Origin of the sequence: Leisingera sp. ANG-Vp, assembly GCF_000813725.1 — a bacterium.
Taxonomy (GTDB): domain Bacteria; phylum Pseudomonadota; class Alphaproteobacteria; order Rhodobacterales; family Rhodobacteraceae; genus Leisingera.
In genome coordinates this window covers 29,803-53,104 of sequence record NZ_JWLD01000063.1, presented here as the reverse complement: position 1 = coordinate 53,104, position 23,302 = coordinate 29,803, and the positions used below count along the sequence as shown (strand labels likewise).

Here is a 23,302-nt window from a genome sequence, read left to right as displayed (position 1 = left end):
ACGGGCCGGCCAGGTGTTTCAAACGGCTAGCGCTGCTGCGCTGCTGTTGCCGCGGGCTCAAAGAAACTGCCTGAATTCGGATTGACGCCGCCGGCTGAGCGGGATTTCCGCACCGTCATCCAGAACACAGATATACGCACTCCCGGAACGCTGAATGGAAGTTACGTGCCTGAAGCTTACCCAATGAGAACGGTGGCACTGGGCTCCTTCAAACTCCTCAAGAGCTTCAAGGCAATCCGCAAACGACATTTTCAGGGTCACACTGCCTTTGGCGGTCACGACCCGGACATAGTGATCCTGAGCTTCTACCCGCACGAGATCATTGCCAAGCGTGTGCGGCACCCCGGAAATGGCCTTCATAAGCATTGGACCCGAGGTCTCAATTTCCGGTTCAGGTTCCGCTGTTGTGACCGCTTTCTGGCGCAGCCCCCTGATCACTTGCCAGCTAAGCAAACAAATCGCAGCGGCAAGGGATACCGACGGCAGGGCAAGCTCATAGGTTTCCTGCAGCAAGCGTTCGCCCAACCCCAAACCCGAGGTGCCCAGAGGCGGATCGACCCCTTGCGAAATGTCAACAAACAGGGAAACCGGAGCCAGCAGAAACGGCAACAGCAGTATGGCAACAACAACTGGCCACGGCTGACGCAGGCCAAGGTAAACCGCTGCGCCAATGCAGGCCGCCATAAACAAACTGGCCGAAAAGAAAGTAACAAACCAGTTTGCGAAAACGCTCCCAACCGGCAAACCTGCGGTTGCCGCCGGCTCGAACTGAGCCATCATCAGGCTGATGCCGACAGATATCCACAGGCAGTAGTTCAGCAGCTGCCGCCAGGTAAAGTTCTCCAAACCAGTCACCAGTCGAATGATGTCATCCAGCCCAGACAGTGACGAATTGGGTCGGAACATAGATTCTGCCTCAGTTTAAAAGCGCCTGCCGAGTTCCCCGAGCGTACTTGCCACTGCCAACGAAGGCAAACAGGAGAAGTCGCGAACGGTCGCGGTCCTACCACTGGCGATCACTTCGAACCACTCACGTACTTTTCCTTATCTTCCGCGAACTTAAGGCTGCGCGGGCCAGGTTGTGCGCTCTATCGGGGCGCTGACCGGCAAAGACGCAGCAGCACTGCAGTCTTTCCCTCCGAACGGACGCTGAGCAAAGAGGCATTGCAGATGATCAAGATTTCCGGCCCTACCCTGGCCGCCGCAGGCGCAATTTTCCTGGCTCCCTGCCAGGCAGCAGCACAAGATAAGAACCTCACAGGCATGGTCGGCATCGGCGCCGTTTTCAGCCCCGACTACCCGGGCTCCGACAATTCATCCGCGACTCCCATGCCAATTGTCGACCTGACCTGGCGGGACCGCTTCTTCCTCAATCAGCGCGGGCTCGGCGTCTACGCGCTGCGCGGCCAGGATACCGGCGGCCTCTCCCTTGGCTTCGCACTGGGCTACGATTTCGACGAACGCATTGCGGCGGATGATACGCGCCTGACCGGTCTGAACGACATCGAGGCCGGCGCCATGTTCACAGCCTTCGCCGAATACGAGCTTGGGGTTGCCGATCTCCAGTTCGAAGTGAGCCGCGGCCTGAGCAGCGGCGGCCACGAAGGGACCCGCGCAACCTTAGGCGCCGAATTTTCCACCATGGCCGGCCCGCGCCTGCAGCTGTCAGCCCGCCCCTTCATGACTTGGGCAGACGGCTCCTACACAGAAGCCTTCTACGGCATTTCAGTATCTGAGGCGGCTGCTTCAGGCTTCTCGCAGTATGACACAGGATCCGGCCTTGAACGGGTCGGCATCGAACTCCAGGCAGCCTATGCGCTTACTGACAGAACCGGCCTCTACCTCGGTGTGTCTCACGCCCAGCTGATGGGCGACGCAAAGGACAGCCCGGTCGCTTTCGACGACACGCAGACCTCGATATCAACCGGTGTTTTCTTCCGCTTCTGAGATGTGCTGCCCCTTGGCTTCCGGAAGGCGGCGGCGCTTCGGAGCTAGGCTGCCTTTCGCTGTGCATGCAAAAAGAGGGGTCAAATGGTTTTGGAGCGTAAGAGGCCGCCAGGATCCAGCCGGGTGGAGCTCTTAATCAAGCGCAAGATCTCAGTCCCGTCAGCCGTTTTGGCCCAGTGCCAGGTCTTCAGCCGGCAGTGATACACTCATGGATGGGAATGGCACAGCAGCGCCAAGATCCGGATTTCCGGCAGCGCCTGCGAGTGTTGCGAGCCTTCCCAGCGGCGACACGAATTGAAACGACTGGTTCTGCAGTTCGACTGTGACCACAGGCGTGTACGGCCCCCCTAGGAACCCAAGGTTCTGATCATAGCTGTAGCTGAAGGCAAGTGTTGCGACTGATGCATCCCTGGGCATTGATCCCCTGATCAATGCCCAGATTTCATTTGCTGTCGCGTTTTCGGGCGAACCGCTGCATGTCACGGTGCCGGCATCCAGGCAGATACCCGGGCCTGCCCGGCAGGACGTCCCGAAACCGGCCAGCGTGCCGCTGCTGTTTGGGTCACGTTCGTGAAACTCCGGGACTCCTTCGCAGGCAGGCGGGCGCACGGCGGCCACGCGGGCAGCGACATTCATTGCGCGCTCAGCCACCACGTAGTGGAAAGCCATGCGCCCGTAATCGATTATCGACATAAACAGCAGAAGAAAGAGTGGCAGAGCAATGGCCAGTTCCACCAGCGCAGCCCCGCTTTGATCTCTGCGGTACCGGTCGAGAATTGCAAGTATTCCATCCCGCATCCTCATGTGCCGAACACCCTGCTTTGATCTGCGATGACTGTATTAATTGCAGGCCGGCTTCCGCCGTTGAGGGTAAAGACGCCGGCAAACGGGAAGGTCATCGTTAAACCGGCCCGGACTTCCACAACAGGTGAAGGCGACACCCGGTAGGTGCCGGCTTGGCAGGTCAGGCTGGGCGCCACGGAGGTAACGGTCAAATTCGAGGGAAACAGCGTATCTCCCTGAATGCTTTCCCGCACAATCGCAGTCAGCTGCGGCGTGTAGCCGGCGACCGATCCGCCGGACGTGCAAATATCCTGAGGTGCAACCCGGGCCAGGTAGCGGGCCGCATCCCGTACCCCCGAGATGGCTGCCTGATAAGACCACATCATCCGGCCGCCCTCTATGATAACTGCAAAAACCAGCAGCATCACCGGAAGCATCAGCGCAAATTCAACGAGCACAGCCCCGTTCTCCTGCCGTCGAAAAGCTGCCAGTCTGGCTAGGGTATCCTGCAGGCCGCGCATCCAGTTCACCGGTACAGCTGGACGACGTCGCGGAAAATGCCCGCATCGCCCGTACCGCCCACGCCACCGCCCGCACTGCCAAGCACCTCGCCCCAGATGTCCAGCGTCGGCGGCGATGCGCCGTCATCTCCCACGGGCTCGGTCAGGAACACGCGCACAAATTCCTCCACCGGGACGCCTGTGGCGGAGCCGCTCACCGGGTTGGCTGAGCAGTCGATTCCGGCGGCGATCACCACGCGCCGGTTCACATCCAGGCTCTGGTGGGGTGAACAGACCGGGCGGCCGGTTTCGGACAGGCCCGACAGGATGCTGCCATTGCCCCCTGGGCCGCCTGCGGCATTTATCTCGGCCAGATAATAGTCGTAACGGGTGACCGCGCCGGGGTGCGGATCCACACCGCCGTAGTTGGCATCGACATAAGCGGTCCGCCCCGCAGACCAGTTGCCATCGCCAATTCGCGCGCATGCGCCGCTTTCAAAGCAATCGTCGCGCGGCAGGCCCAAGGTATCCGGCGATTGTACATCCTGGTTGCCGATGCAGCTGCCGTTCTTACCCTTAGGGACTATCCCCTTGATGACGTTTGGCGCTGGCGGGTAATCCGGGTTGTTGCGCTTGCCGTTCATGATTGCCGTGTAGATGTCGAAACGGACATTGAAGACGGCATCCCGGATCCCGACCTTCTGGCCCGGCTCGATGTCCACGCCGCGCTGGCTGAAGCACTGGGTGATGCTGCCCTCGGCTCCCAGCAGGCAGGCATCCAGCTGCGCCCCGTTCAGACCGGCGCAGGGGCCGTCCTCATCCACCCGGATCTTGTTCGGATCGAGAAAGCCGAAATCGCCCGGCCCCCAGGCCGCCCCATTGCCGCCGGAGCGCAGAAGGATCATGTCCCCAACACTGGCATCCGCGGAAAACCCCGGCGGGACGCAGAACATCAGCGGGGTGATATCGCAGGCATATTGCGTAAATCCCGCCACGGAAGACGCGCGCGCCAGCCCGTTCGGGCCGGCATTGCCGGTGAGCGCGGAAAAGGCCGCTCCGAAGGTTGCCTCCACGGTGCTAGGCGTTGCTTGCGCCTGCACGAAAATGGCCTCCTCCGGATCGGTTGTGACTGCGGTTGCCGCGGCGGTGTCGTCTTCCGGCAGCTCGGAAAAGAATGTCAGGGTGTAGTCGGCATCCCCGCTCAGCAGGCTGCCGCCGCTGCCAAAGGTCTTGCTGTCGCTGATCAGGTTCCTGGCTGCCGAACGGGCACGTGTTATTGAATCCTGTTTCCCGTCCAATTCCCCGGCAGCCGCCAGCGCCACATTATCCGTGAAAGCTTGCAGTTCGCTGCGGGTGATACCGGCGCGCCCAAGGTCAAAAGACAGGGCCGCAATCCCGAGCAGCACCACAAAACTCAGCCCCCAGGTTACCAGCATGGTGCCGCTGTCTTCGGCAGAAAACTGCCCGGCTTTATTAGTCAGCTTCATCAATCCGCTACGCTCCAATAGGCAGGGCCATATGCTAAGGACCTGGCCTTTCATCAGGTTATGCGGTTTGAAAACCGTCCTGCATCATCTCAAGCAGTCAAAAAATCACCTCAGGATTGTATTTATTGGTTTGGCACTTCACAGGAAGAAGGTCACAGCGCTTGCTTCAAAACAACGGCCGGAAGTGAAACGCGGGTGGATAGAAACGGCGCTGCCGCCCCTGGATCCGCGGTGCCGGCGGTGCTGGCCAATGCCGCAGTGCAGTTGCCTGAAAGCTCAGAATAAAAGGGCAGCGTTCAGTCGGCATGCCCGCTCAGCATGCAGTCACCGCTGTCAAAATTCCGGCGGCCCTGCAAAACTCAGTTCTCTGGCGGCCACCACGGCGCCGCAGCCTGTGGCTGAAAACGGCTTCGGGCTGTTGACTGAAGCCATGGCGCGGCAACACGCCTGACAGCTGCGGCGGCTATGCCCAGCCGGTCTCAAGATAAAGCGGGCTGCAGGCAGGGCAGCCTCATGGCAATCGGCCAAATGAACGCCTCTAAGTAGAAGTTTTGCTCCCCTGCCAGCCGGCTAACAGCAAGGAAATTTGACATTTGCTCCGGCCAACCAAGATTAATGCGGGATGGGGGCGGACCTATGGGGGGTCCGCAGGAATGCGCGTTACAAAAGAGTTATACTAAGACTCCACGGCATACGGAGAGGCCATAGCGGACGGGTAAGAATTAGGGATAGTCCGCCAAAGATCGAGCACAGTATGACGGGTCGCGCCTCTGCAAGGGGACTGCGAATGAATCGCTGGGAACGTCGGGGAACCAAGCGGCTTGGTTCATGCAAAAACATTTCATCCGTGGCCGGGAGGGGCGGCGCCAGATCCGTTCTAGTGGCCGGCGGCGCTGGATTTCTCGGATCTGAACTGTGCAAGCGCTATTTGCAGAAAGGCTATGACGTGACCTGTCTGGACGACTTGTCCAGCGGCCGCCTCGTCAATCTCGAGGGTCATCTGAACCATCCGAAGTTCACCTTTCTCCGGCAGGATGTCTCCAAGCCTCTAAATCTGGAAGGTTCTTTCGAGTACATCTTCAACCTGGCCTGTCCGGCTTCGCCGCCGAAGTACCAGGCGGATCCGCTGCAAACGATGAAAACCTGCCTGTTCGGGGCCTTCAACCTGCTTGATCTGGCCCGGGCGACGGGCGCACGGATCCTGCAAGCCTCCACTTCTGAAGTCTACGGCGACCCGCATGTAAGCCCGCAGAAGGAAAGCTATGCGGGCAATGTGAATACTTACGGTCCCCGGTCCTGCTATGACGAAGGCAAGCGGGCGGCGGAGACCATCTTTCACGACTATCACGAATGCCATGGCGTCGATCTGCGGGTGGCACGGATCTTCAATTCCTACGGACCGGGCATGGACCCGCAGGATGGCCGGGTGGTGTCCAACTTCATCACCCAGGCGCTGCAGGGTGAAAGGATCACAGTGTTCGGCGATGGTTCGCAAACCCGCTCGTTCTGCTATCTGGATGATACCGTCGACGGGCTCATTGCCCTGATGCACAGCCCGCCAAGCGAGTTTGAGCCTGTCAATATCGGCAACCCAAAAGAGACGCCGGTTGGGAAACTGGCTGAGCTGGTGCTGGAGAAGATCAGCAGCACCTCCCGGGTATCTTATCTCGACCTGCCGCAAGATGACCCGAAACGGCGGCGCCCTGACATCACCCGGGCCAGAACGCGGCTGGGCTGGGAGCCCAGGGTCAATCTGAGCGACGGGCTGGACCGCACCATCGGGTATTTCAGGAACGAGCTTGCCGCTTCCGGCAAGATTGTTCCGGGGGCCATGTGATGACCCGCCCCGCGGTGCTGGTGACCGGCGGTGCCGGCTTCATAGGCAGCCACGCCTGCCTGCAGCTGGCTGAAGCGGGCTATCAGCCGGTTGTGCTCGACAATCTGCGCACCGGCAACCGGGACGCGGTGAAATGGGGGCCTTTCGAACAGCTTGATGTCCGCGCGCCCGAAGCGGTGGCAGCCGTGATACGCAAACACCGCTGCATAGCGGTGATGCATTTTGCCGCTGCCGCCTATGTCGGGGAATCTGTTGCAGAACCCGGCCTGTATTACGACCTCAATTGCGGCGGCATGATCTCACTGCTTAAGGCGATGCAGGAGACCGGCGTTTCCACGCTGGTGTTTTCCTCCAGCTGCGCCACCTACGGGGTACCAGACAGGCTGCCGATCACCGAGACCAGCTGCCAAAGCCCGGTAAACCCCTACGGCCGCAGCAAGCTGATGTGCGAACAGATGATCCGCGATCAGGCCGCCGCCGCAGGCCTGCAATTTGCCATGCTGCGTTACTTCAACGCCTGCGGCGCGGACCCGGAAGGACGCCTGTTCGAGCGCCATGAGCCGGAAACCCACCTGATCCCGCTGGTTTTGATGGCCGCAGCCGGGATAGCGCCGCCGCTGCAAGTGTTTGGCACCGATTACAATACGCCCGACGGCACCTGTATCCGCGACTACATCCACGTGTCGGATCTGGCGCGGGCGCATGTGCTGGCGCTGCGCCGCCTGATTGACGGCAGCGACGGCTTTGCCGTCAACCTGGGTACCGGAACCGGCCATTCGATCCGGCAGATTATCCAGGCTGCCGAGACCGTGACCGGGCGGCAGGTGCCCTGGAAAGCCAGGGCGCGCCGCCCAGGAGATCCGCCCGAACTGGTCGCGGATACGGCGCTGGCGGCCAGGCTTTTGGGGTTCCGCCCCCGGCATTCGGCGCTGCCGGACATCATCCGCCACGCCGCACCCGGATTCGGACTGGAGGTGCGTTATGACGCCTGCCTCTGATCTTGTCCCGGATCGGCCCCGCCCTGAGCCGCAGCAGGCACCGCTTGTGCCGTTGCTGCATGCAGGGACGGCCTGGAGGTACCATGTTCTGATTGCAGCCTGGGTGGTTGCTGCCCTTTGGTTCTGGGGGTGGTGGTTTCTGCCGGAACACCGCATCAGCGGTATACAATACTGGGTCGCCTCCATTGGCCTGGGCTGGCTGTTCTTTTTGCAGGTGCTGTTCGTGACCATTTTCCGCCGGGCCATGGTGCCTGCCGGAGAGCCGCCGGACCCCGCTTCCACGCGTGTCGCGATGATCGTAACAAAAACCCCTTCGGAACCGCTGTCCGTCTTGAAAACCACGCTTTCGGCGATGCTGGCGCAAAGTTACCCGCACGACACATGGCTGGCAGATGAGGACCCGGAACCTGAAACGATCGCCTGGTGCAAGGCCAATGGGGTGCGGATATCCACCCGCCGCGGGCAGGCGGATTATCATCGCAAGGAGTGGCCGCGGCGCACCCGCTGCAAGGAAGGCAACCTTGCGTATTTTTACGACACCTACGGCTATGAAAACTATGATTTCGTGTCGCAGCTGGATGCCGACCATGTGCCGTCGCCAAATTATCTTGTTGAGATCATGCGCGGCTTTTCCAACCCGAAGGTCGGTTACGTCAGCGCGCCAAGCATCTGCGCCCGCAACGCTGGGCAAAGCTGGGCCGCCCGGACCCGGCTGCATACCGAAGCTGCCTTTCACGGGGTATTTCAGGCGGGTTACTCAGCGCTGCTTGCACCGATGTGCATCGGCTCGCACTACGCAGTGCGCACCAAAGCGCTGCGCAGCGTGGGAGGCCTCGGACCGGAGCTGGCCGAGGACCATTCCACCACGATGCTGATGAATGCGGGCGGCTGGCGCGGCGTGCATGCCTTCAATGCCATTGCCGAGGGCGATGGACCCGCCAATATTGCCGATCTCTGCACCCAGGAGTTCCAATGGTCGCGCAGCCTGCTGACCATCTTTCTGCAGTTCACCTCCGGCTATTTCGCCCGGCTGACGCCAAGGCTTAAGTTCCTGTTTCTGTTCTGCCAGCTGTTCTATCCGATGTTCGCGGGTTTCATGGCGTTGCTATATGCCCTGCCGGTTCTGGCACTGCTGTTTGACTTCCGTTTTGCCGAGGTCACCTATCCTGCCTTTATCCTGCACGCGGCACCGCAGGTTTTGATCCTGACCCTGCTGGCATACCGGCTAAAGGCGGACGGCTTCTTCCGGCCCGCCGATTGCAAGGTGATCAGCTGGGAGAAAACCCTGTTCCTTGGCATTCAATGGCCTTGGGTATTCTGGGGCTGCGTCATGGCGGTGCGGGACCGGATCGCGGGGGGGTTCGTTGACTTCCGTATCACCCCCAAAGGCGATGCGGCAAAGGCTACCCTGCCGGGCCGCATCGTTGCGGTCTATGCGGCGCTGGCGCTTGGCTGCTTCCTGCCGGTTCTGCTGGTAGAAGGCGTCCGCGAAGCGCACGGCTTCTATCTTTTGGCGTCGATCAATGGTATCTATTACGCGGTTATCGCCGCCGTTATCGTGGGTCAGCACTACCGGACGGCTGGCGGGATACGGCAGGCGCTGCGGCTTCCAGAGCTGGCAAAGCTGGCGGTGCCGCCCCTGCTTTTCTGCACCGCAGCCGTTTCTATCAGCGAGCGCGGGCTTGAAAGCCTTTACGCCTTATCTAAAGGGCTCGAACCCTACCGGATCATTCGCGAGGAATATGCCGTAGCAGGCGCCGGGCTGGGCGGACCAGGGACAGTCATTCTCATTTACGACCCGGGCCGGATTGACACCGGCCCCGGGCAAGACCGGGAGTATGAACAATGACACGGCAGCACGGAATTAGCTTGCACAAAACATTATCCACAGCAGCGCTGGCCATGGTTGTAGCCGGGACTTTTTCCATGGTCTCCGCCGCCCCGCCGGGTGAATTGCCGTTTGGTGTTTACGATCCGGACGGCCGGTTTTCCGAAGATCCGGATGTCCAGATCGAACACCTGTTTCTGCCCTGGGAGGATGTCTATCTGCCTTCGCTGCAGGACGCCGACACTTATGCTGCGGAAAGAAATCGGGCGATCCTGGTCACCATCGAGCCCTGGACCTGGACCCGGGATGAACGCAACACTCCCGCTCACCTGATCGAGGGGATCGCAAATGGCCAGTATGACGGCAATATGCGGGCCATCTGCTCAGCGCTCGGCCAGTTCCAAAGCCCGGTCACCATTCGCTGGGCGCAGGAGATGGAGGACGAAAGCGGCCAGTTCATCTGGGCCAACTGGAACCCCGACACCTATATCAAGGCCTACCGGCGCGTGGTCGATGTCTGCCGCCAGGTGTCAGATGACTTCGACTACATGTGGTCGCCGCTGGGCCATGAAGACTTAGCCGATTATTACCCCGGGGATGACTATGCCGACGTGATCGGCCTGTCGGTCTTCGGCCTGCAGCAATGGGAGCGGGAGGTGCTCGGGCAAGAGCAGACTTTCCGCGACATACTCACTCCGCGCTACCAGCGGGCCCTGCAGTTCGAGCGGCCGATTGTGGTGGCTGAACTCGGTTATGTCGGCACTGATGAATATGTCGAACGCTGGAACCAGGATGTCCGTCAGGATCTTGAAGACTTTCCGGAACTTCAGGCGGTGGTCTATTTCAATCAGCAGGAAGTTCACCCCTGGCCGGACGGCTACGGGCTTCCGGACTGGCGTTTCCCCAACAATGCTCTTGGATCGCAAGCCGCCGAACTGAATCGCTGAACCGGCAGAACGGCGGAATTCCGCCGCCTGGGCCGCTGGTCGCGGCAGCCGGAATCCGCTGCCCTGCGGCCGTTTGTTCTCAACACCTTAAAGCCAAGCTGCCTCCCGCAGGGAGGCGGCTTTTTCGCGGCGGGCACTGGCCAATCCGCCGCAGTTTTCCAAATCTCAACATCTTTCTGCGCAAAATCTTGGAATGTGGCGGCGGATCTTGCTAAATACCGGCATCATGATACCGGAACGGAGTGAGACAACTGCCGCCGGATCATGCTGGATATACAGGCAGGAGACAGTGAATGTTGTGTCAATTTGCACGCGCAGTTTGCGTGCCGGCTCTGGCATTTGCGGCAATTGGATTGTTTGCCGCTGAGGCCAGTGCGTCCCCTTCGGCAACCGCCGTGGCGCAAACCTCCGGAAAACTGAACCTTTTGCGCGGCGCGGAAACCCGCCGCCCGGTCAGGCTGGGCCGCGCCGCTGCCGTTGGCAGCGGCAGCTATATCTGCTCGCCCGCAGGTTTTGGCAAGCGCTCGCGCTGCTACAAGAACTGAAACACACGGCGCCTGCTGCCGTACAGGCCGCAGGTGTCTCTGGCGGACTGAGGCAGAGCAGACATGGCCCGGCTGGTATTGGCGCTTTGCGCCCTGATGGTATTTGCGCAAATGGGACAGGCCCAGCGCGCTGGTGTCGGCGCTTGGGAAAACCCCAGCTACACGATGCTTGGCTGGATCGAAGATCTGCCCGGGCTGGGCTGGTACTACGACTGGCGAACCGACCAGATCGAGCACAAGGGACAGCTGCGCCGTTCGGTGGAATTTGTCCCGATGATCCACAGCGCCCGCAATGTCGATGACCCGATTGTCTCCAGCCGCCCAGTGCGTGCCCTGCTTGGCTTCAATGAGCCTGACGGTGCCGGCGGCAGCCACCAGGCCGGCATGAGCGTGGCAGAGGCCATTGCCCTGTGGCCCAAGCTTGAGGCACGCGGGCTTCGCTTGGGCAGCCCGGCAGTCACGCGGGAAAACACTTTGGGCGCCGGCTCCTGGCAGCGCCGGTTCATGACCGAAGCAGAGCGGCGCGGCCTGCGCGTCGATTTCATGGCGGTGCATTATTATACAACTGACGGGGATACAGCGGCGTTCCGAGACTGGCTGATCGCGGTGCATCGTGAGTATCAGCGCCCCATCTGGGTAACCGAGTTCGCGTATATTGACTGGGGCCGCCCTGGACGTGCCACTCACCGGGACAATGCCCGTTTCATCAAATCAGCCATCCCGATGCTGGAGCAGCTTCCATTTGTCGAACGCTATGCCTGGTTTTCCGCAAACCCCTACCCCTGGAATGGCCGCGCACCGCGGATCAACCTGGTTACGGACCGGCTGAAGCAGACGCCCGCAGGCACAGCTTTCAGCCGCGCAGTAGCAGAAGCTGCATCCTATCGCTCTGCGGATCTCGACCGGTAGGCTGCCGCGCTCCCACTGACTGGCAAGCTGGAAACCGTCAGAAGCGGCCTGCAATTCCCCCGTTCCGAAGCCCGCCAGGCTGAGGAGGAAAAAATCGTGGAACCACGAAGACTTCGCCCTATTTCAAACCGGAGTAAACAGAGGCGAGGTGAAGGATATGAGGTTTCGGTTTGGTATAGCACCTGTGCTGGCAGCAGCTGTGTTTTTTCTTCCTGCTGGCACGGATCCGGCCAAGGCAGATACCCTTTTCGGCTCACACGTCCCCAAAGATGCGACGACGCCGCACCCGGCGGATCTGTACCGGATGTTTGCAGGGCGGACCGAGAACTGGGGCGGCGGCTCTTATGCCTATTGGGCCCCGGACGGCACCTTTTGGGCGGTAAATGAAGCGGACCAAAGCGTTGGCCGCGGCCACTGGCATGTCACCACGCAAAGCCGCATGTGCTACGAAGGCACCTGGGCCTGGCGCCAGGATTTCGGAGTTGAGACCCGCCGCGCCCGCAGCTGCTCCTTCTACCGCCGGGACGGGGCCGGCGAGCTGTGGTCTACAACCGAAAGGATGGCAGGTCCTTGGTTTCCGTTCTCCGGCACAAGCCTGAGCAGCGGCAATTCTGTTGCTGAAAGATACGCTGCATTGCTGGCAACCCTTGGCATTTCGGAACTGCGGCTCCGTGAATAGCATGGCAGAACTTTTGGCTGTGTGCTGCCCTTAGGCTCGGGACCCGCTGTCCTCAGCCTGGCGCCAGTTTGAACCCTTGGCCTGCGCAAGAGCCGGGTGTTCGGGGCAGCGGGGCAGCGTCGGCATCAATCCATTGCTACAGGCAGACGGGCTGAAACAACCTTGTTTTGCTCCTGCATTTCCTTTCAACTGCTTAAAGGTCAGGACACCTTTCAACGGTGTTTCGCTGATGTGCTGATCTCACAAACTGGAGAGCGCATAAATGAACCAATCCGGCAGTCAAAGCGGGTCAAACCCGGATAGTGTTAAATGGACCCTGCTTGATGAGATGGCCTCATTAACGGCTGATGCCACGGACTGGGACAGCCTGCTTTTCGAAATCATGAAAAGAATAAAGGCTGTGCTGAAGTTCGATGAATGCACTTTGGCACTGCTCAGCCCGGACGGGAGCTTCTACCGAGAAGGCATCGTTTCGGACGGGCGCAACGACCGGATTGTTTGGAGTGATGCACAAAGCCAGATGCCGCACGGCCATGTTGGCGAGGTCTTGCAGAGCGGAAACCCGAGGCTGTTTCCTGACGCGCCGATTGATGAAGTTACCGGTGAAACCTGTTCTCCAGCCGCATCGTTTGCGCTGCCCATAAAAGCCCTCGGACAGGTATTGGGCGCTGTTAGCTTCCGTACCAGCCACACTGCGGGTTTCACTCAGAACGACATAGACTTCGCGCAACACGCAATGGGCTATTGTGCTGTCGCCGTACGTGAAATGCAGATGCAGCATGCACCGCCGGAACGGGCGCTGGACCGGATCGTTGATGCAATAAACACAATCCCGGAGGGCTTTGCTTTATACGATTCCGATGATCGTTTGGTTTTGGCAAACGAAACATATCGAAAAATGCTGTACCCGGGCCATGAAGACCTCGTCAAACCGGGAATGACATTCGAGCAGGTTGTTCGAAAGGCGCTGTCGCTCAATGTGATTTCAGATGCAATCGGGCGTGAGGAAGAATGGCTGGCGCAACGGCTGAAACGCCATGGCAATCCGGAAGGCACTCAGATGCAAAGCCGGGCATCTGGCGGGTGGATCAAGATCAGCGAGCGCAAGACCCGCGACAGCGGAACTGTCGCGGTCTACAGCGATGTCACTGACCTGAAAAAGGTTGAAGCACGCAATGCCGAGCTTGCCCAGATCCCGGAAGAAAACCCGAACCCGGTGATGTGTATCGGCTGCGACGGCAAGCTGCTTTTTGCGAACAAAGCCAGCGATCCAATGCTCGACGCATTGGGGTTCAAGGTTGGCAAGGGCGTCACCGGGGAATGGCTGGCTCGTGTCAAGAAAGGGCTGCAGGAAAAGAAACGGCTGGATTTCGAGTGTCACGCGGGCGGTATGGTCTACGCCTTGCTGCTCTGGCCGGTGCCGGACGCCAAGCACGTCAATTTATACGGGCGGGATGTCACGCAACTGAAGCAGGCAGAGAAGCGGATGCGTGAGCTGGCACGTATTCCGGAAGAAAACCCCAATCCGGTCTTGCGCATCACGGATCAGGGCAAACTGATTTTCGCCAATAAGGCCAGCACTCCATTAATCGAAGCTCTGCAGCTGAAAGTCGGCGGTCAAGTAGGAAGCGGCTGGTGCAAACGCGTTGCCAAAGGTTTGCAAGAGGATCAAAGGCAAGACTTCGAGTATGAGGCCGGCGGCCTGATTTATGCCCTTTTGCTGTGGCCGGTTCCGGAAGGCGGTTATGCAAATATCTACGGCCGGGATATTACCACCCAAAAACAGGTGGAAAGCGAGTTGCGTGTTGCAAAGGAGATCGCTGAAGCTGCCAACAAAACCAAAAGCACCTTCCTCGCCAATATGAGTCACGAGCTTCGCACCCCGTTGAATGCGATTATCGGATACAGCGAGCTGATGCTGGAAGAAGCCATCGACCAGAACGATGAAGCAAATCTGAGCGATCTGCGGAAGATTCAATCTGCCGGGAAGCACTTGCTTGCACTGATAAACGACATTCTGGACCTCTCCAAAATCGAAGCCGGTAAAATGGAGTTCACCCTGGAGTCCTTTGACGTTTACCGGATGATCGAAGACGCCTGTGCCACGGTACAGCCACTGGCCGAGAAGAACGGCAATACGCTCGAGGTTCTGTGCCCGGCGGACATTGGCGAAATGGTCTGCGATCTGACCAAAGTGCGCCAGGCATTGCTCAACCTGTTATCCAATGCCTGCAAATTCACCGAAGACGCTTCAATCACACTGTCAGTTCTACGGTCGAATGACCCGGATCATCTGGAGTTTTCAGTCGCCGATCAAGGCATCGGCATGACGCCTGAACAGGTCGCCAAGGTTTTTGACGCATTCACTCAGGCGGACTCCTCCACCACACGTAATTATGGCGGGACCGGCCTGGGGCTCTCAATCACCAAAGTGTTCTGTGAGCAGCTGGGCGGCGGCATTCGCTGTTCCAGTACACCTGGCGAAGGGTCGACCTTCACCATTCGTCTTCCGGCGGTTTGTCGCGACCCGTCAAATGACCTGCAGCGGAACGTGGAGAATTCTGAGGGAAATCTGCAAAGTGATCCAAACGCGCCGCTTGTACTGCTGATCGATGACGACCCAACGGTGCATGACCTTTTGGGACGGCGGCTGCGCAAAGAGGGTTACCGGATTCTTTCTTCGACCAAGGGGGAAGAAGCATTGGAGCTGGCCCGAAGAACCAAGCCTGACGCCATCACGCTGGATGTTTTCATGCCAGAAATTGATGGCTGGGCTGTGCTGTCCAAGTTGAAAGAAGACCCGGACCTGGCCGACACGCCGGTAATCATGCTGACATTCGCAGAAGACCGCACCCGGGGCCTGTCGCTGGGCGCCAGCGAATACCTGGGAAAACCCATCGACACGGCCGAGCTCCTGAACGCGCTGAAGGAGCATTGCCCGGCCTTGCCGACCCCTAAGGCCCTGGTCGTAGAGGACGAGGCCGCAACCCGCGAAATGATCTGCCGTGTGCTTCGCAAAGAAGGCTGGCAGATTGAACAGGCCGTCAACGGACTGGACGCGCTCCAGCACCTTTCTAAATCTGTGCCGGATGTCATTCTGCTGGATCTCATGATGCCTGAGATGGACGGTTTTGAGTTTCTGGCCGGGATGAGGAAGAATCCGGACTGGAAGGACATAGCTGTCATCGTAGTAACCGCGAAAACACTGTCAAACGATGACCGCACGCGATTGAATGGCTTGGCCGAGACGCTGATCAGCAAGGACGGGGATGAAATCGAAACGATCCTCAAGCAATTGAACGAAGTCCTGACCGCGTCCCGGCCTGCGTCTGCATTGGAGACGTAAGCTGTGGATGACGGCGCAGACAATGAATCACAACGTGCAAAGGCCGTGTGGCTGGCAAATCTGCGCCAAGACCTGATTTCTCCGGTCAGTGCCATCGTGGACTTTTGCGAGTTGCTTCGGGGCGAAGTCGGGGAAACGGCACTGTATGAAGCAGCTTCGGATCTGGATCGCATTTGCCAGGCCGCATCCGAATTGAGCGCGTTGGTCGATCAGCTTTTGCACCCGGATATGGCCCTGAAGCTGACAACCAGCGGTGACGAAGGCGTGCGGCGGCTGCGGCACGATCTGCGTACGCCAATGAATGCGATCAAAGGCTACAGCGAGATGCTGCTGGAGGACTTGGATGATCTGAATGCGGGCAGTCTGGAGGCGGATTTGCTTGGGATTCTGGAACATACCGGCACCCTTCTGCAACACATCGACAAGCTTGCGGCTTTGACCGACGCACCGGCAGACAATGATCTCAAGGTTTTCGAAACTCCGCAGCACACTGCAGCAATGTTTGCAAACCTGGCGCAGAGCATGCGGCCGGACGGCCAATTCTCCGACTCCCATCCGTTATCCGGAAACATCCTTGTCGTCGACGATGTAGAAGCCAATCGAAGACTGCTGGCCCGCCGGTTGAAACGCGATGGGCACCAAGTCTGGACCGCGGACGGAGGGCTCTCCGCCTTGGACGTGTTGTCCCGCCAATCGTTCGACCTGATCCTGCTTGATCTCATGATGCCCGATATCAATGGTTTTGACGTTTTAGCACGTTTGAAGGAGGACATCCTCCTTCACGACATCCCCGTCATCATGATTTCTGCCCTGGATGAGATCGAAAGCGTCGCACGCTGCATCGAGGCTGGTGCAGACGATTACCTGCCCAAACCCTTCAATCCTATCCTGCTGCAAGCTAGGATCAGCGCAGCGCTGGAGAAAAACCGCTGGCGGGAGCGCGAACGCCATTACCTGGCGCAGGTGCAGTTGGAAAAGCAAAAGTACAAAGACCTTCTGCACAGCATTCTGCCGCAGCAGATCGTAACCCGTTTGAACGGAGGCGAGACTACAATTGCCGACCGCCACAGCGATGTCAGCGTCCTGTTCTCGGATATTGTCGGCTTCACAGAGATGTCTGCCAAACTGCCCCCGGCACAGGTGGTTTACTACCTCAACCGGATTTTTTCAGGTTTCGATGAGATCGCGGCAGAACTCGGCGTGGAAAAAATAAAGACGATCGGTGACGCATACATGGTTGCCGCCGGAGTACCGGACAGCCGTGATGACCACGCCCAAGTGACCGTCGAGATGGCGCTTCGTATGCTTGCTCTGATCGAGGAACTGACCCTCGAAATGGATCATCCGATGCAGATAAGGATTGGGGTGCACAGCGGGCCGGTGGTCGCTGGGATAATCGGGTCGCACCGTTTTCTGTATGACGTCTGGGGGGACACCGTAAATCTTGCCAGCCGCCTTGAAACAACCGGTGCCCCGGGAGGGGTACAGATATCAGAGGCCACCGCCATGCTCGTCGAGCACCAATTCGAAATTTCTGCCCCCATCGACACAAGGGTGAAAGGCAAAGGCCAGGTCAGAACCTACTATGTCACCCAACGCAAAACTGCTGCCGGCTAAGCGTTTCCAGGTCAGGACTCAGATAGCAGTTTTCCCATTTTCTCCAGCAAACGGCTAAACTCGACAGGCTTGGTGTCGAAGTCATCACAGCCTGCTTCCAGCGCCTTCTCCCGGTCACTGGCCATCGCATGCGCAGTCAAGGCAATCACTGGGATCGAAGCGGTCCCGGGCTCTGCCTTAATACGCCGCGTAGCCTCCCAGCCATCGATCTCCGGCAAGCTCATATCCATCAGAATGATGTCCGGGGTTTCGCTGCCTGCCATAGAGACGCCTTCCAACCCGTCCGTCGCGGCAATGACATGGAACCCTTTGCGCGCCAATCTGCGCGAAAGCATATCGCGGTTCATTTCGTTGTCTTCTACCAACAGAACTTTAGTCAAGATCCCCCCTTGCCCCTCCGCGCGTTTTGGCCGCTGAATGGTTCAGACCGGATCGGGGCTATTGTTCCAGGCGCCCCACCGTTGCCGGGCCGTGGAAACCTTTTTGGTTGGTGCATTCTTTCATCATTTTGGTTTTACGCAAAGAATATTTGGTTGAGCAAAGCCGCCAAAGTTTCATTGTGGCTAAAGCCGGGCCCGCCCAGTGAGGCGTTGTGCGGCAGGGTGTGAAAGGCGTTAAGCGGTCGTTCAAGGCCGGTTGAGTAGAAACAAAGCGGACGCTGAATACAGGACGACCGAGCTTTCGTTAAAGCCAGATTGCGTGAAGGCACCAAACATGCGGCACTTGTAGATGCCTGCCGCCTCATTTGCAGTCACGACCCGTGCAACTGTCTCTTTGGACTTAGCGGTGGTGTTGGCGGCAGAGCCAGGACGGCTGTCACCAAAGGAAATGACAGTTTGGGAATTTCAGCGGTACTTATCGCGAATGCTTGAAGAGTAAGCGGACACAGGCTGAAGCGAAATCTCCTGCCCCTGGATACACTTCCTCCTGAGGCCTTGTGAATTCGGATGACAGATTTCGCTGCAGCATTCTTGAACGGCCGGTTTTCACGCCGTGCAGCCGCGCCGAAAAAGATGCAGTCGCGGCGATTTAGCTGCTGCGGGCGCGCGCAGCGAAAAAACAAAAGGTACAGGTCGGACTCGAACCAGCCGCAGATGCCTACTGCGGAGGATGGCGGGATCGGGACCCATACAAGCCGTTTGCACAGTCAGCAGAAAAGATCATACGCTCTTGGGGATCGTTCCAGGAGGCGACCAATGGCGCAGCGCAGACTTTCCAGCGTTTTGGCAATGGACGTGGCCGGTTACAGCCGCATGATGCATACCGGAAGAGACGAGCTGCTACACGCACTTGACGAGGTATTCCGTTCGACAGTCAGACCCAAAGTCAAGGCGTACAGCGGGCGCGTCGTCAAACTGATGGGGGATGGCGCCATCGTTGAGTTTGGGTCAGCAAGGGATGCTGTTCTCTGTGCCGCAGAAATCCAGGAACGCATGTGTTCGGCGCCTGCTCCGTATGATTATCCGGAGCGGTTGTCGCTTCGGATGGGTGTTCATGCCGGTGACGTCACCGTTTCGGAGGGTGATATCTTTGGCGAAGCCGTCAATGTTGCGGCAAGACTAGAAGCAGCTGCGCCAGAGGGCGGGATTTTCGTTTCGAAGCTTGTGACTGACCTGGCAGGGGGCTGTCTTCCAGTTCGCTTTCGGAATGAGGGAACCCATCGTTTCAAGAATATCGAGGAACCGCTGCAGGTCATGTCTGTAGATGTAAGCGGAGATGACACCGCTCCGGAAGCGGCGGGCCTTGAAAAGGGGCAGGACATTCGTTTCGCCAAGAGCGCCGATGGTGTCAGGTTAGCTTGGACCGCCGTTGGCGACGGTCCGCCGTTAGTCCGGGCGCCAGCGTGGATCAGCCGTCTCGACATGGACTGGCGTCTTCCGCTCTTGGGTCACTTTATCAGGGCTTTTTCCCGCTCAAATAAGTTCATTCATTTCGACGCGCGCGGGAACGGTCTGTCTGATCGCGAAGTACCTGAAATCAGCTTCGAAGCAATGATTGAGGATTTACGGGCTGTCTTTGACGCTGCTGAAGTTGAGAGAGCGACCATCCTCGGTATGTCTCAAGGGTGCGCGGTGGCGGCCGCTTTCGCAGCCCGGTATCCGGAGAGGGTCTCGGGCATTGTGATGGTCGGAGGTTTTCCGCTTGGCCGATCCAAACGTCCTGTGAAAAAGGATCAGGAGAAAGCAAGCGCCATGCAGACGATGTTGAAAGTAGGTTGGGATGACGAGTACCCTTCGCTTCGAGACATGATGGCGGACATGATCGTGCCGCTGGCGAGCGTCGAAGACCGTCGTGATTTCGCGGAAGCTATGCGCGACATGATTACGCCCGAAATGATCGGCAGTTATCGCAAAGCTCTGGATGAAATCGATGTTACCGATATTCTCCCCGGTATTAAAATCCCGTGCCTTGTTTTGCATTGCGATGGCGATCGAATGCATCCCGCTGAACAGGGGAGGCTGATGGCGTCTCTCCTGCCCGACGCTCGGTTTGTGACATACGAGAGTTCCAGCCACATACCTTCTGTGAACGATCCGTGCTGGCCTCTTATGAAGTCAGAGATTGAGCGTTTTTTGGGGCAGTGCGCCACTGATTAATGGCCGGTGGACTTGCCTTGATTCAGACACCGAGTTTGAAACGCAAATGGCGGCAACGTTCGGCTTGTCCGTCTTTCCCTGCCAGACCTTGCAATGACCGCTAAGCGTCGTTCGCGGCCTGCTGCACGCGCAAAGGGCCGCGCGGTGGTTGATGACCGCAAAGGGCTCTTTTGGGCACCTTCGCTGCCTGCCGCATGAACGTCCGTTTTTCTGAGATTGGGTCAGAAAACTGGCAATAAGGTCAGTTTTTCTTAGCATCCGGCAATTTGGAAGTGGCGGACCGAGGAGGATTCGAACCCCCGACCCCTTGATTCGTAGTCAAGTACTCTATCCAGCTGAGCTATCGGTCCACTGCGGCGGGGTTTAATCATAGCACTGCAGAGTCGCAACCCCAAAAACAAAAATAGTTTCATCCGTCTGTCGTGGTTCCACCCGCTCCGGGCTGCCGGCAGACCTGCAAATTACAGCGCACCGTCGCCTTTGGGCAGGCAGATCTCGAACACCGTGCCCTCCGGCCCGGTCTCTTTCAGCATCACCGAGCCGCCGTGGCCGCGGGCCAGCTCGCCGGCAATCGCCAGGCCCAGGCCTGTGCCGCCCTTGCGGGCGCCGCCCTGGAAGGGGGTGAACAGATTGTCCTGCGCCTTTTTGGGCAGGCCCGGGCCAGTGTCGGCCACGGTGACCAGCCAGGCCTCATCTTCCTCGCGGGCCGAAATGGACACCCGGCCCTGTTTGCCGGTGGCGGCAATCGCCTGGCGGGCGTTGCGCACCAGATTCATGATGATGCGGAACAGCTGCTCGGGATCCGCGCGCAGCATCAGCCCCGGCGGCACCTCGCTGGCAATCTCAACCCCGGCCTCGCCCGCAGCCAGGGTCTCGCTTTCGGCGATGTCCGCAGCCAGCTCGCCCAGCGCCACATGCGCAAAGGCAGGCGCCGGTTCCTCTGCCCGTCCAAAGGCCAAGGTGCCCTCGCATAAGGACACCGCCCGGGTGATCGAATTCACCAGTTTTGGCGCCAGGCGGCGCACCAGGGGGTCCTCGCTCATCTCGATACGGTCGGTGAACAGCTGCGCCGAAGTCAGGATGTTGCGCAGATCGTGGCTCACCTTGGCCACCGCGCCGCCCAGCTGCGCCAGCCGTTCGCGCTGTTTCAGCGCATGGGTCAGCTCAGTCTGCAGCTGCATCAGCGCCTCTTCCGCTTCGCGCAGCTCCACCACGCCGGAACTCGGGTTGATGATGCCGCGCCCGTCTTCCGGGGCCGCCGCATAGCGCTGCATGTAGCCGATCACCCCCTTGATCGGCTTCACCAGCACGATCCGCACCGCAACAAACAAAAGCAGCGCGGTAAAGACCGAGATCACCGCCGACAGGATCAGGATCCGCACCCCGTAGTCCACCATCGCCGCACGCAAGGGCGCGGTTTCCATGGTGACCTCGATCAGCAGCCCTGCATCCCGCACCGGCGCCCCGATCACCCGGATGATCTCATTCTCCGGGCGCAGCAGCCGGTTCATGGCATCCATGATCAGCGTCATGGCGCCCGCCATGCGCAGATCGTATGTACCGGTGATCTCTTTCGGGATCGGCGAGGCCAGCATCAGCTGGCGGATCTCATCGCGCCGCAGCACCACGTTGTAGACGCCTGCGTTTTCCAGAAGCTCCGCTTCCAGCTCGGTCTCCAGCATGTCGTCGGCCAAAAGCGCCAATGAGGCGATCTGCGCCCGCTGCAGCCGGTCCGACAGGTAGTCCTCCCGGAACCGCGCAATCGAAGGCACAAAGATCAGGACTTCGGCCAGCATCACGAAGACCGTTGTCAGGATCAGGAATCTGCCCGAAAGCGTGTTGAGCATTCCGCCGCCTTTGCCTCAAGGAATCCAGCGCTGAACAAAGCGCACTGCGCGTTTAACAAAGCCACTCTCAAACAGTCTCGGGGAAAAATAGGCTCCCGCCGCCCGTTTGTTAATCTCGCCGATACTGGGATACGGCGCAACCATTGCCGCCACCTGGCTCATTTTCAGATTATTGGCGATGGCCATCGACCACAAGGTGATCAGCTCGCCCGCCTGATGGCCGGCGATGGTGACGCCGACGGGACGGCCCTTGAACACCATCACCTTGATGAAGCCCTTGGTCCTGCGTTCGGCAATGGCGCGGTCGTTATGGTGGTAATCAAACCGGGCCACCTCCAGCTTTGCGCCGTAGATATCGCGCGCCTGGCGTTCGGTCAGCCCCACCTGGGCCAGCTCCGGATCGGTATAAGTGGCCCAAGGGATATGGCTGGTCCTGGTTTTGGAGGGCAGGCCGAACAGGGCGGAGCGGATAATGATGCCCGCGTGGTAGCCCGCCACATGGGTGAACTGCAGCCCGCCTGCCACGTCGCCGATGGCGTATACTTTCTTGTTGGTGGTCAGCAGGCTCTCATCCACCTTGATGCCGTTGCCCTGGGTTTCAATCCCGGCGGCCGCCAGGTTCAAGCGCTCCATATTGGCCTTGCGCCCCACCGCCATCAGCAGATGGGTGCCCCGGAACGTGCTGCCGTCCCTGGTTTCGACCTCGATTGCCCCGGCCTGCCCGCCGATGCGGGAGACCATGGCGCCCTCAACGATGTCCACGCCTTCTTCGCGCAGACTGTCCAGCACCAGTGCCGCCGCTTCGGGATCATCCTTGCCCAGCGCCTTGAAGCCCTCGATCACAGTGACTTTGCTGCCAAGGCGCACATGCGCCTGCGCCATCTCCATGCCGATCGGTCCGCCGCCGATGATCAGCAGATGCTCCGGTTTCTCGCGCAGCTCGAACAGAGTTTCGTTGGTTTCATACGGCACTGTGTCCAGCCCCGGGATCGGCGGCACCAGCGGCGAGGAACCAGTGGCAATCACCACCCGCCGCGCGGTGATGCGGTGCGGGCCGGCCTCAACCTCGGCGGGCGACACAAAATGCCCGAACTCGCGGATCACCCGCACGCCGAAGCCTTCGAACCGCTCCTGGCTGTCCACCGGCGCGATCGTATCAATCACCGCCTGCACATGGTCCTTGGCCGCCGCATAATCCGCATGCGGCACCTGATCCGCCACGCCAAAGGCCCCGGCATGCGCCTGGGCATGCGCCGCCTTGCCGCTGGCCAGCAGCGCCTTGGAGGGCACACAGCCATAGTTCAGGCAGTCGCCGCCCATCTTGTGGCCTTCCAGCAGGACCACCGACGCGCCCATCTGGCTGGCCCCGGCCGCCACCGACAGCCCGCCCGACCCGGCTCCAATGACCAGGAGATCGCATTCAATGCTGCTCATG

General features: G+C 59.5%; 18 protein-coding genes and 1 tRNA gene. 11 read left to right on the top strand and 8 right to left on the bottom strand.

Annotated features, from left to right (window positions below; genetic code table 11):
* Window positions 1–57: 57 nt before the first annotated feature.
* Window positions 58–906: a LytTR family DNA-binding domain-containing protein gene (locus RA20_RS18790; protein WP_039132307.1), complete on the bottom strand. Its 849-nt coding sequence runs from the start codon at window positions 904–906 to the stop codon at window positions 58–60.
* Window positions 907–1,170: 264 nt separating this feature from the next.
* Here RA20_RS18790 and RA20_RS18785 point away from each other — a divergent pair, with 264 nt between their 5' ends.
* Window positions 1,171–1,947 carry a MipA/OmpV family protein gene (locus RA20_RS18785; protein WP_052249068.1) on the top strand — a complete coding sequence of 259 codons (777 nt, stop codon included), beginning with the start codon at window positions 1,171–1,173 and terminating at the stop codon, window positions 1,945–1,947.
* Between the two features lie 159 nt (window positions 1,948–2,106).
* Here the strand turns inward: RA20_RS18785 and RA20_RS18780 are convergent, their stop codons facing one another.
* The 3 genes from RA20_RS18780 to RA20_RS18770 all read right to left on the bottom strand — a co-directional run bounded on the left by RA20_RS18780 (window position 2,107) and on the right by RA20_RS18770 (window position 4,717).
* Window positions 2,107–2,682 carry a TadE family protein gene (locus RA20_RS18780; RefSeq protein ID WP_241482290.1) on the bottom strand — a complete coding sequence of 192 codons (576 nt, stop codon included), beginning with the start codon at window positions 2,680–2,682 and terminating at the stop codon, window positions 2,107–2,109.
* Between the two features lie 65 nt (window positions 2,683–2,747).
* Window positions 2,748–3,188 carry a TadE family protein gene (locus RA20_RS18775; protein ID WP_241482289.1) on the bottom strand — a complete coding sequence of 147 codons (441 nt, stop codon included), beginning with the start codon at window positions 3,186–3,188 and terminating at the stop codon, window positions 2,748–2,750.
* A 68-nt stretch (window positions 3,189–3,256) separates the two neighbouring features.
* Entirely contained in the window at window positions 3,257–4,717 is a 1,461-nt protein-coding gene (locus RA20_RS18770) for a TadE/TadG family type IV pilus assembly protein (RefSeq protein ID WP_039132300.1), read from the bottom strand.
* An 847-nt stretch (window positions 4,718–5,564) separates the two neighbouring features.
* Here RA20_RS18770 and RA20_RS18760 point away from each other — a divergent pair.
* The 9 genes from RA20_RS18760 (at window position 5,565) to RA20_RS18720 (ending at window position 17,423) form a co-directional block, all read left to right on the top strand.
* Window positions 5,565–6,554 (top strand): UDP-glucuronic acid decarboxylase family protein, encoded by a 990-nt coding sequence (locus tag RA20_RS18760; RefSeq protein ID WP_241482288.1) that lies wholly within the window; start codon window positions 5,565–5,567, stop codon window positions 6,552–6,554.
* On the top strand, window positions 6,554–7,552 hold the full coding sequence (gene galE / locus RA20_RS18755; RefSeq protein WP_039132295.1) for a UDP-glucose 4-epimerase GalE: 999 nt from the start codon (window positions 6,554–6,556) through the stop codon (window positions 7,550–7,552). Before RA20_RS18760 ends, galE begins: the two co-directional genes overlap by 1 nt.
* Window positions 7,536–9,401, top strand: a complete 1,866-nt coding sequence (locus RA20_RS18750; protein WP_039132293.1) for a glycosyltransferase family 2 protein — start codon at window positions 7,536–7,538, stop codon at window positions 9,399–9,401. The genes galE and RA20_RS18750 overlap by 17 nt, the downstream gene beginning before the upstream one ends.
* Before the next feature lie 53 nt (window positions 9,402–9,454).
* Window positions 9,455–10,327 (top strand): glycoside hydrolase family 26 protein, encoded by an 873-nt coding sequence (locus tag RA20_RS18745; RefSeq protein WP_241482287.1) that lies wholly within the window; start codon window positions 9,455–9,457, stop codon window positions 10,325–10,327.
* A 293-nt stretch (window positions 10,328–10,620) separates the two neighbouring features.
* Window positions 10,621–10,872 carry a hypothetical protein gene (locus tag RA20_RS18740; protein WP_039132290.1) on the top strand — a complete coding sequence of 84 codons (252 nt, stop codon included), beginning with the start codon at window positions 10,621–10,623 and terminating at the stop codon, window positions 10,870–10,872.
* Between the two features lie 63 nt (window positions 10,873–10,935).
* Window positions 10,936–11,781 carry a glycosyl hydrolase gene (locus RA20_RS18735; protein ID WP_241482286.1) on the top strand — a complete coding sequence of 282 codons (846 nt, stop codon included), beginning with the start codon at window positions 10,936–10,938 and terminating at the stop codon, window positions 11,779–11,781.
* Window positions 11,782–11,980: 199 nt separating this feature from the next.
* Window positions 11,981–12,460: a DUF995 domain-containing protein gene (locus tag RA20_RS18730; protein WP_193748872.1), complete on the top strand. Its 480-nt coding sequence runs from the start codon at window positions 11,981–11,983 to the stop codon at window positions 12,458–12,460.
* 262 nt (window positions 12,461–12,722) lie between these two features.
* On the top strand, window positions 12,723–15,806 hold the full coding sequence (locus tag RA20_RS24780; protein WP_082018056.1) for a response regulator: 3,084 nt from the start codon (window positions 12,723–12,725) through the stop codon (window positions 15,804–15,806).
* A gap of 3 nt (window positions 15,807–15,809) precedes the next feature.
* Entirely contained in the window at window positions 15,810–17,423 is a 1,614-nt protein-coding gene (locus RA20_RS18720; RefSeq protein ID WP_039132286.1) for an adenylate/guanylate cyclase domain-containing protein, read from the top strand.
* Window positions 17,424–17,434: 11 nt separating this feature from the next.
* On the opposite strand, the gene RA20_RS18715 is transcribed toward RA20_RS18720, so the two are convergent.
* Window positions 17,435–17,803, bottom strand: a complete 369-nt coding sequence (locus RA20_RS18715; protein WP_039132284.1) for a response regulator — start codon at window positions 17,801–17,803, stop codon at window positions 17,435–17,437.
* 816 nt (window positions 17,804–18,619) lie between these two features.
* Between RA20_RS18715 and RA20_RS18710 the strand changes: the two genes are divergently transcribed.
* On the top strand, window positions 18,620–20,020 hold the full coding sequence (locus RA20_RS18710) for an alpha/beta fold hydrolase (protein WP_039132282.1): 1,401 nt from the start codon (window positions 18,620–18,622) through the stop codon (window positions 20,018–20,020).
* 273 nt (window positions 20,021–20,293) lie between these two features.
* Here RA20_RS18710 and RA20_RS18705 read toward each other — a convergent pair.
* The 3 genes from RA20_RS18705 to RA20_RS18695 all read right to left on the bottom strand — a co-directional run bounded on the left by RA20_RS18705 (window position 20,294) and on the right by RA20_RS18695 (window position 23,301).
* Window positions 20,294–20,370: transfer RNA gene (locus tag RA20_RS18705), tRNA-Arg, on the bottom strand.
* Window positions 20,371–20,481: 111 nt separating this feature from the next.
* Complete coding sequence (locus tag RA20_RS18700; protein ID WP_039132280.1) at window positions 20,482–21,867, bottom strand: sensor histidine kinase; 1,386 nt, start codon at window positions 21,865–21,867, stop codon at window positions 20,482–20,484.
* Window positions 21,868–21,882: 15 nt separating this feature from the next.
* Window positions 21,883–23,301 carry a dihydrolipoyl dehydrogenase family protein gene (locus tag RA20_RS18695; RefSeq protein ID WP_039132278.1) on the bottom strand — a complete coding sequence of 473 codons (1,419 nt, stop codon included), beginning with the start codon at window positions 23,299–23,301 and terminating at the stop codon, window positions 21,883–21,885.
* Window position 23,302 lies beyond the last annotated feature (1 nt).

Excerpts from the sequence above, each read along its gene's own strand:
- RA20_RS18700 (WP_039132280.1), bottom strand. The coding sequence starts at position 21,867 with ATGCTCAACACGCTTTCGGGCAGATTCCTGATCCTGACAACGGTCTTC.
- RA20_RS18770 (WP_039132300.1), bottom strand. The coding sequence starts at position 4,717 with ATGAAGCTGACTAATAAAGCCGGGCAGTTTTCTGCCGAAGACAGCGGC.
- RA20_RS18710 (WP_039132282.1), top strand. The coding sequence starts at position 18,620 with ATGGCGCAGCGCAGACTTTCCAGCGTTTTGGCAATGGACGTGGCCGGT.
- RA20_RS18740 (WP_039132290.1), top strand. The coding sequence starts at position 10,621 with ATGTTGTGTCAATTTGCACGCGCAGTTTGCGTGCCGGCTCTGGCATTT.
- RA20_RS18745 (WP_241482287.1), top strand. The coding sequence starts at position 9,455 with ATGGTTGTAGCCGGGACTTTTTCCATGGTCTCCGCCGCCCCGCCGGGT.
- RA20_RS18790 (WP_039132307.1), bottom strand. The coding sequence starts at position 906 with ATGTTCCGACCCAATTCGTCACTGTCTGGGCTGGATGACATCATTCGA.
- RA20_RS18695 (WP_039132278.1), bottom strand. The coding sequence starts at position 23,301 with ATGAGCAGCATTGAATGCGATCTCCTGGTCATTGGAGCCGGGTCGGGC.
- RA20_RS24780 (WP_082018056.1), top strand. The coding sequence starts at position 12,723 with ATGAACCAATCCGGCAGTCAAAGCGGGTCAAACCCGGATAGTGTTAAA.
- RA20_RS18785 (WP_052249068.1), top strand. The coding sequence starts at position 1,171 with ATGATCAAGATTTCCGGCCCTACCCTGGCCGCCGCAGGCGCAATTTTC.
- galE (WP_039132295.1), top strand. The coding sequence starts at position 6,554 with ATGACCCGCCCCGCGGTGCTGGTGACCGGCGGTGCCGGCTTCATAGGC.
- RA20_RS18735 (WP_241482286.1), top strand. The coding sequence starts at position 10,936 with ATGGCCCGGCTGGTATTGGCGCTTTGCGCCCTGATGGTATTTGCGCAA.
- RA20_RS18750 (WP_039132293.1), top strand. The coding sequence starts at position 7,536 with ATGACGCCTGCCTCTGATCTTGTCCCGGATCGGCCCCGCCCTGAGCCG.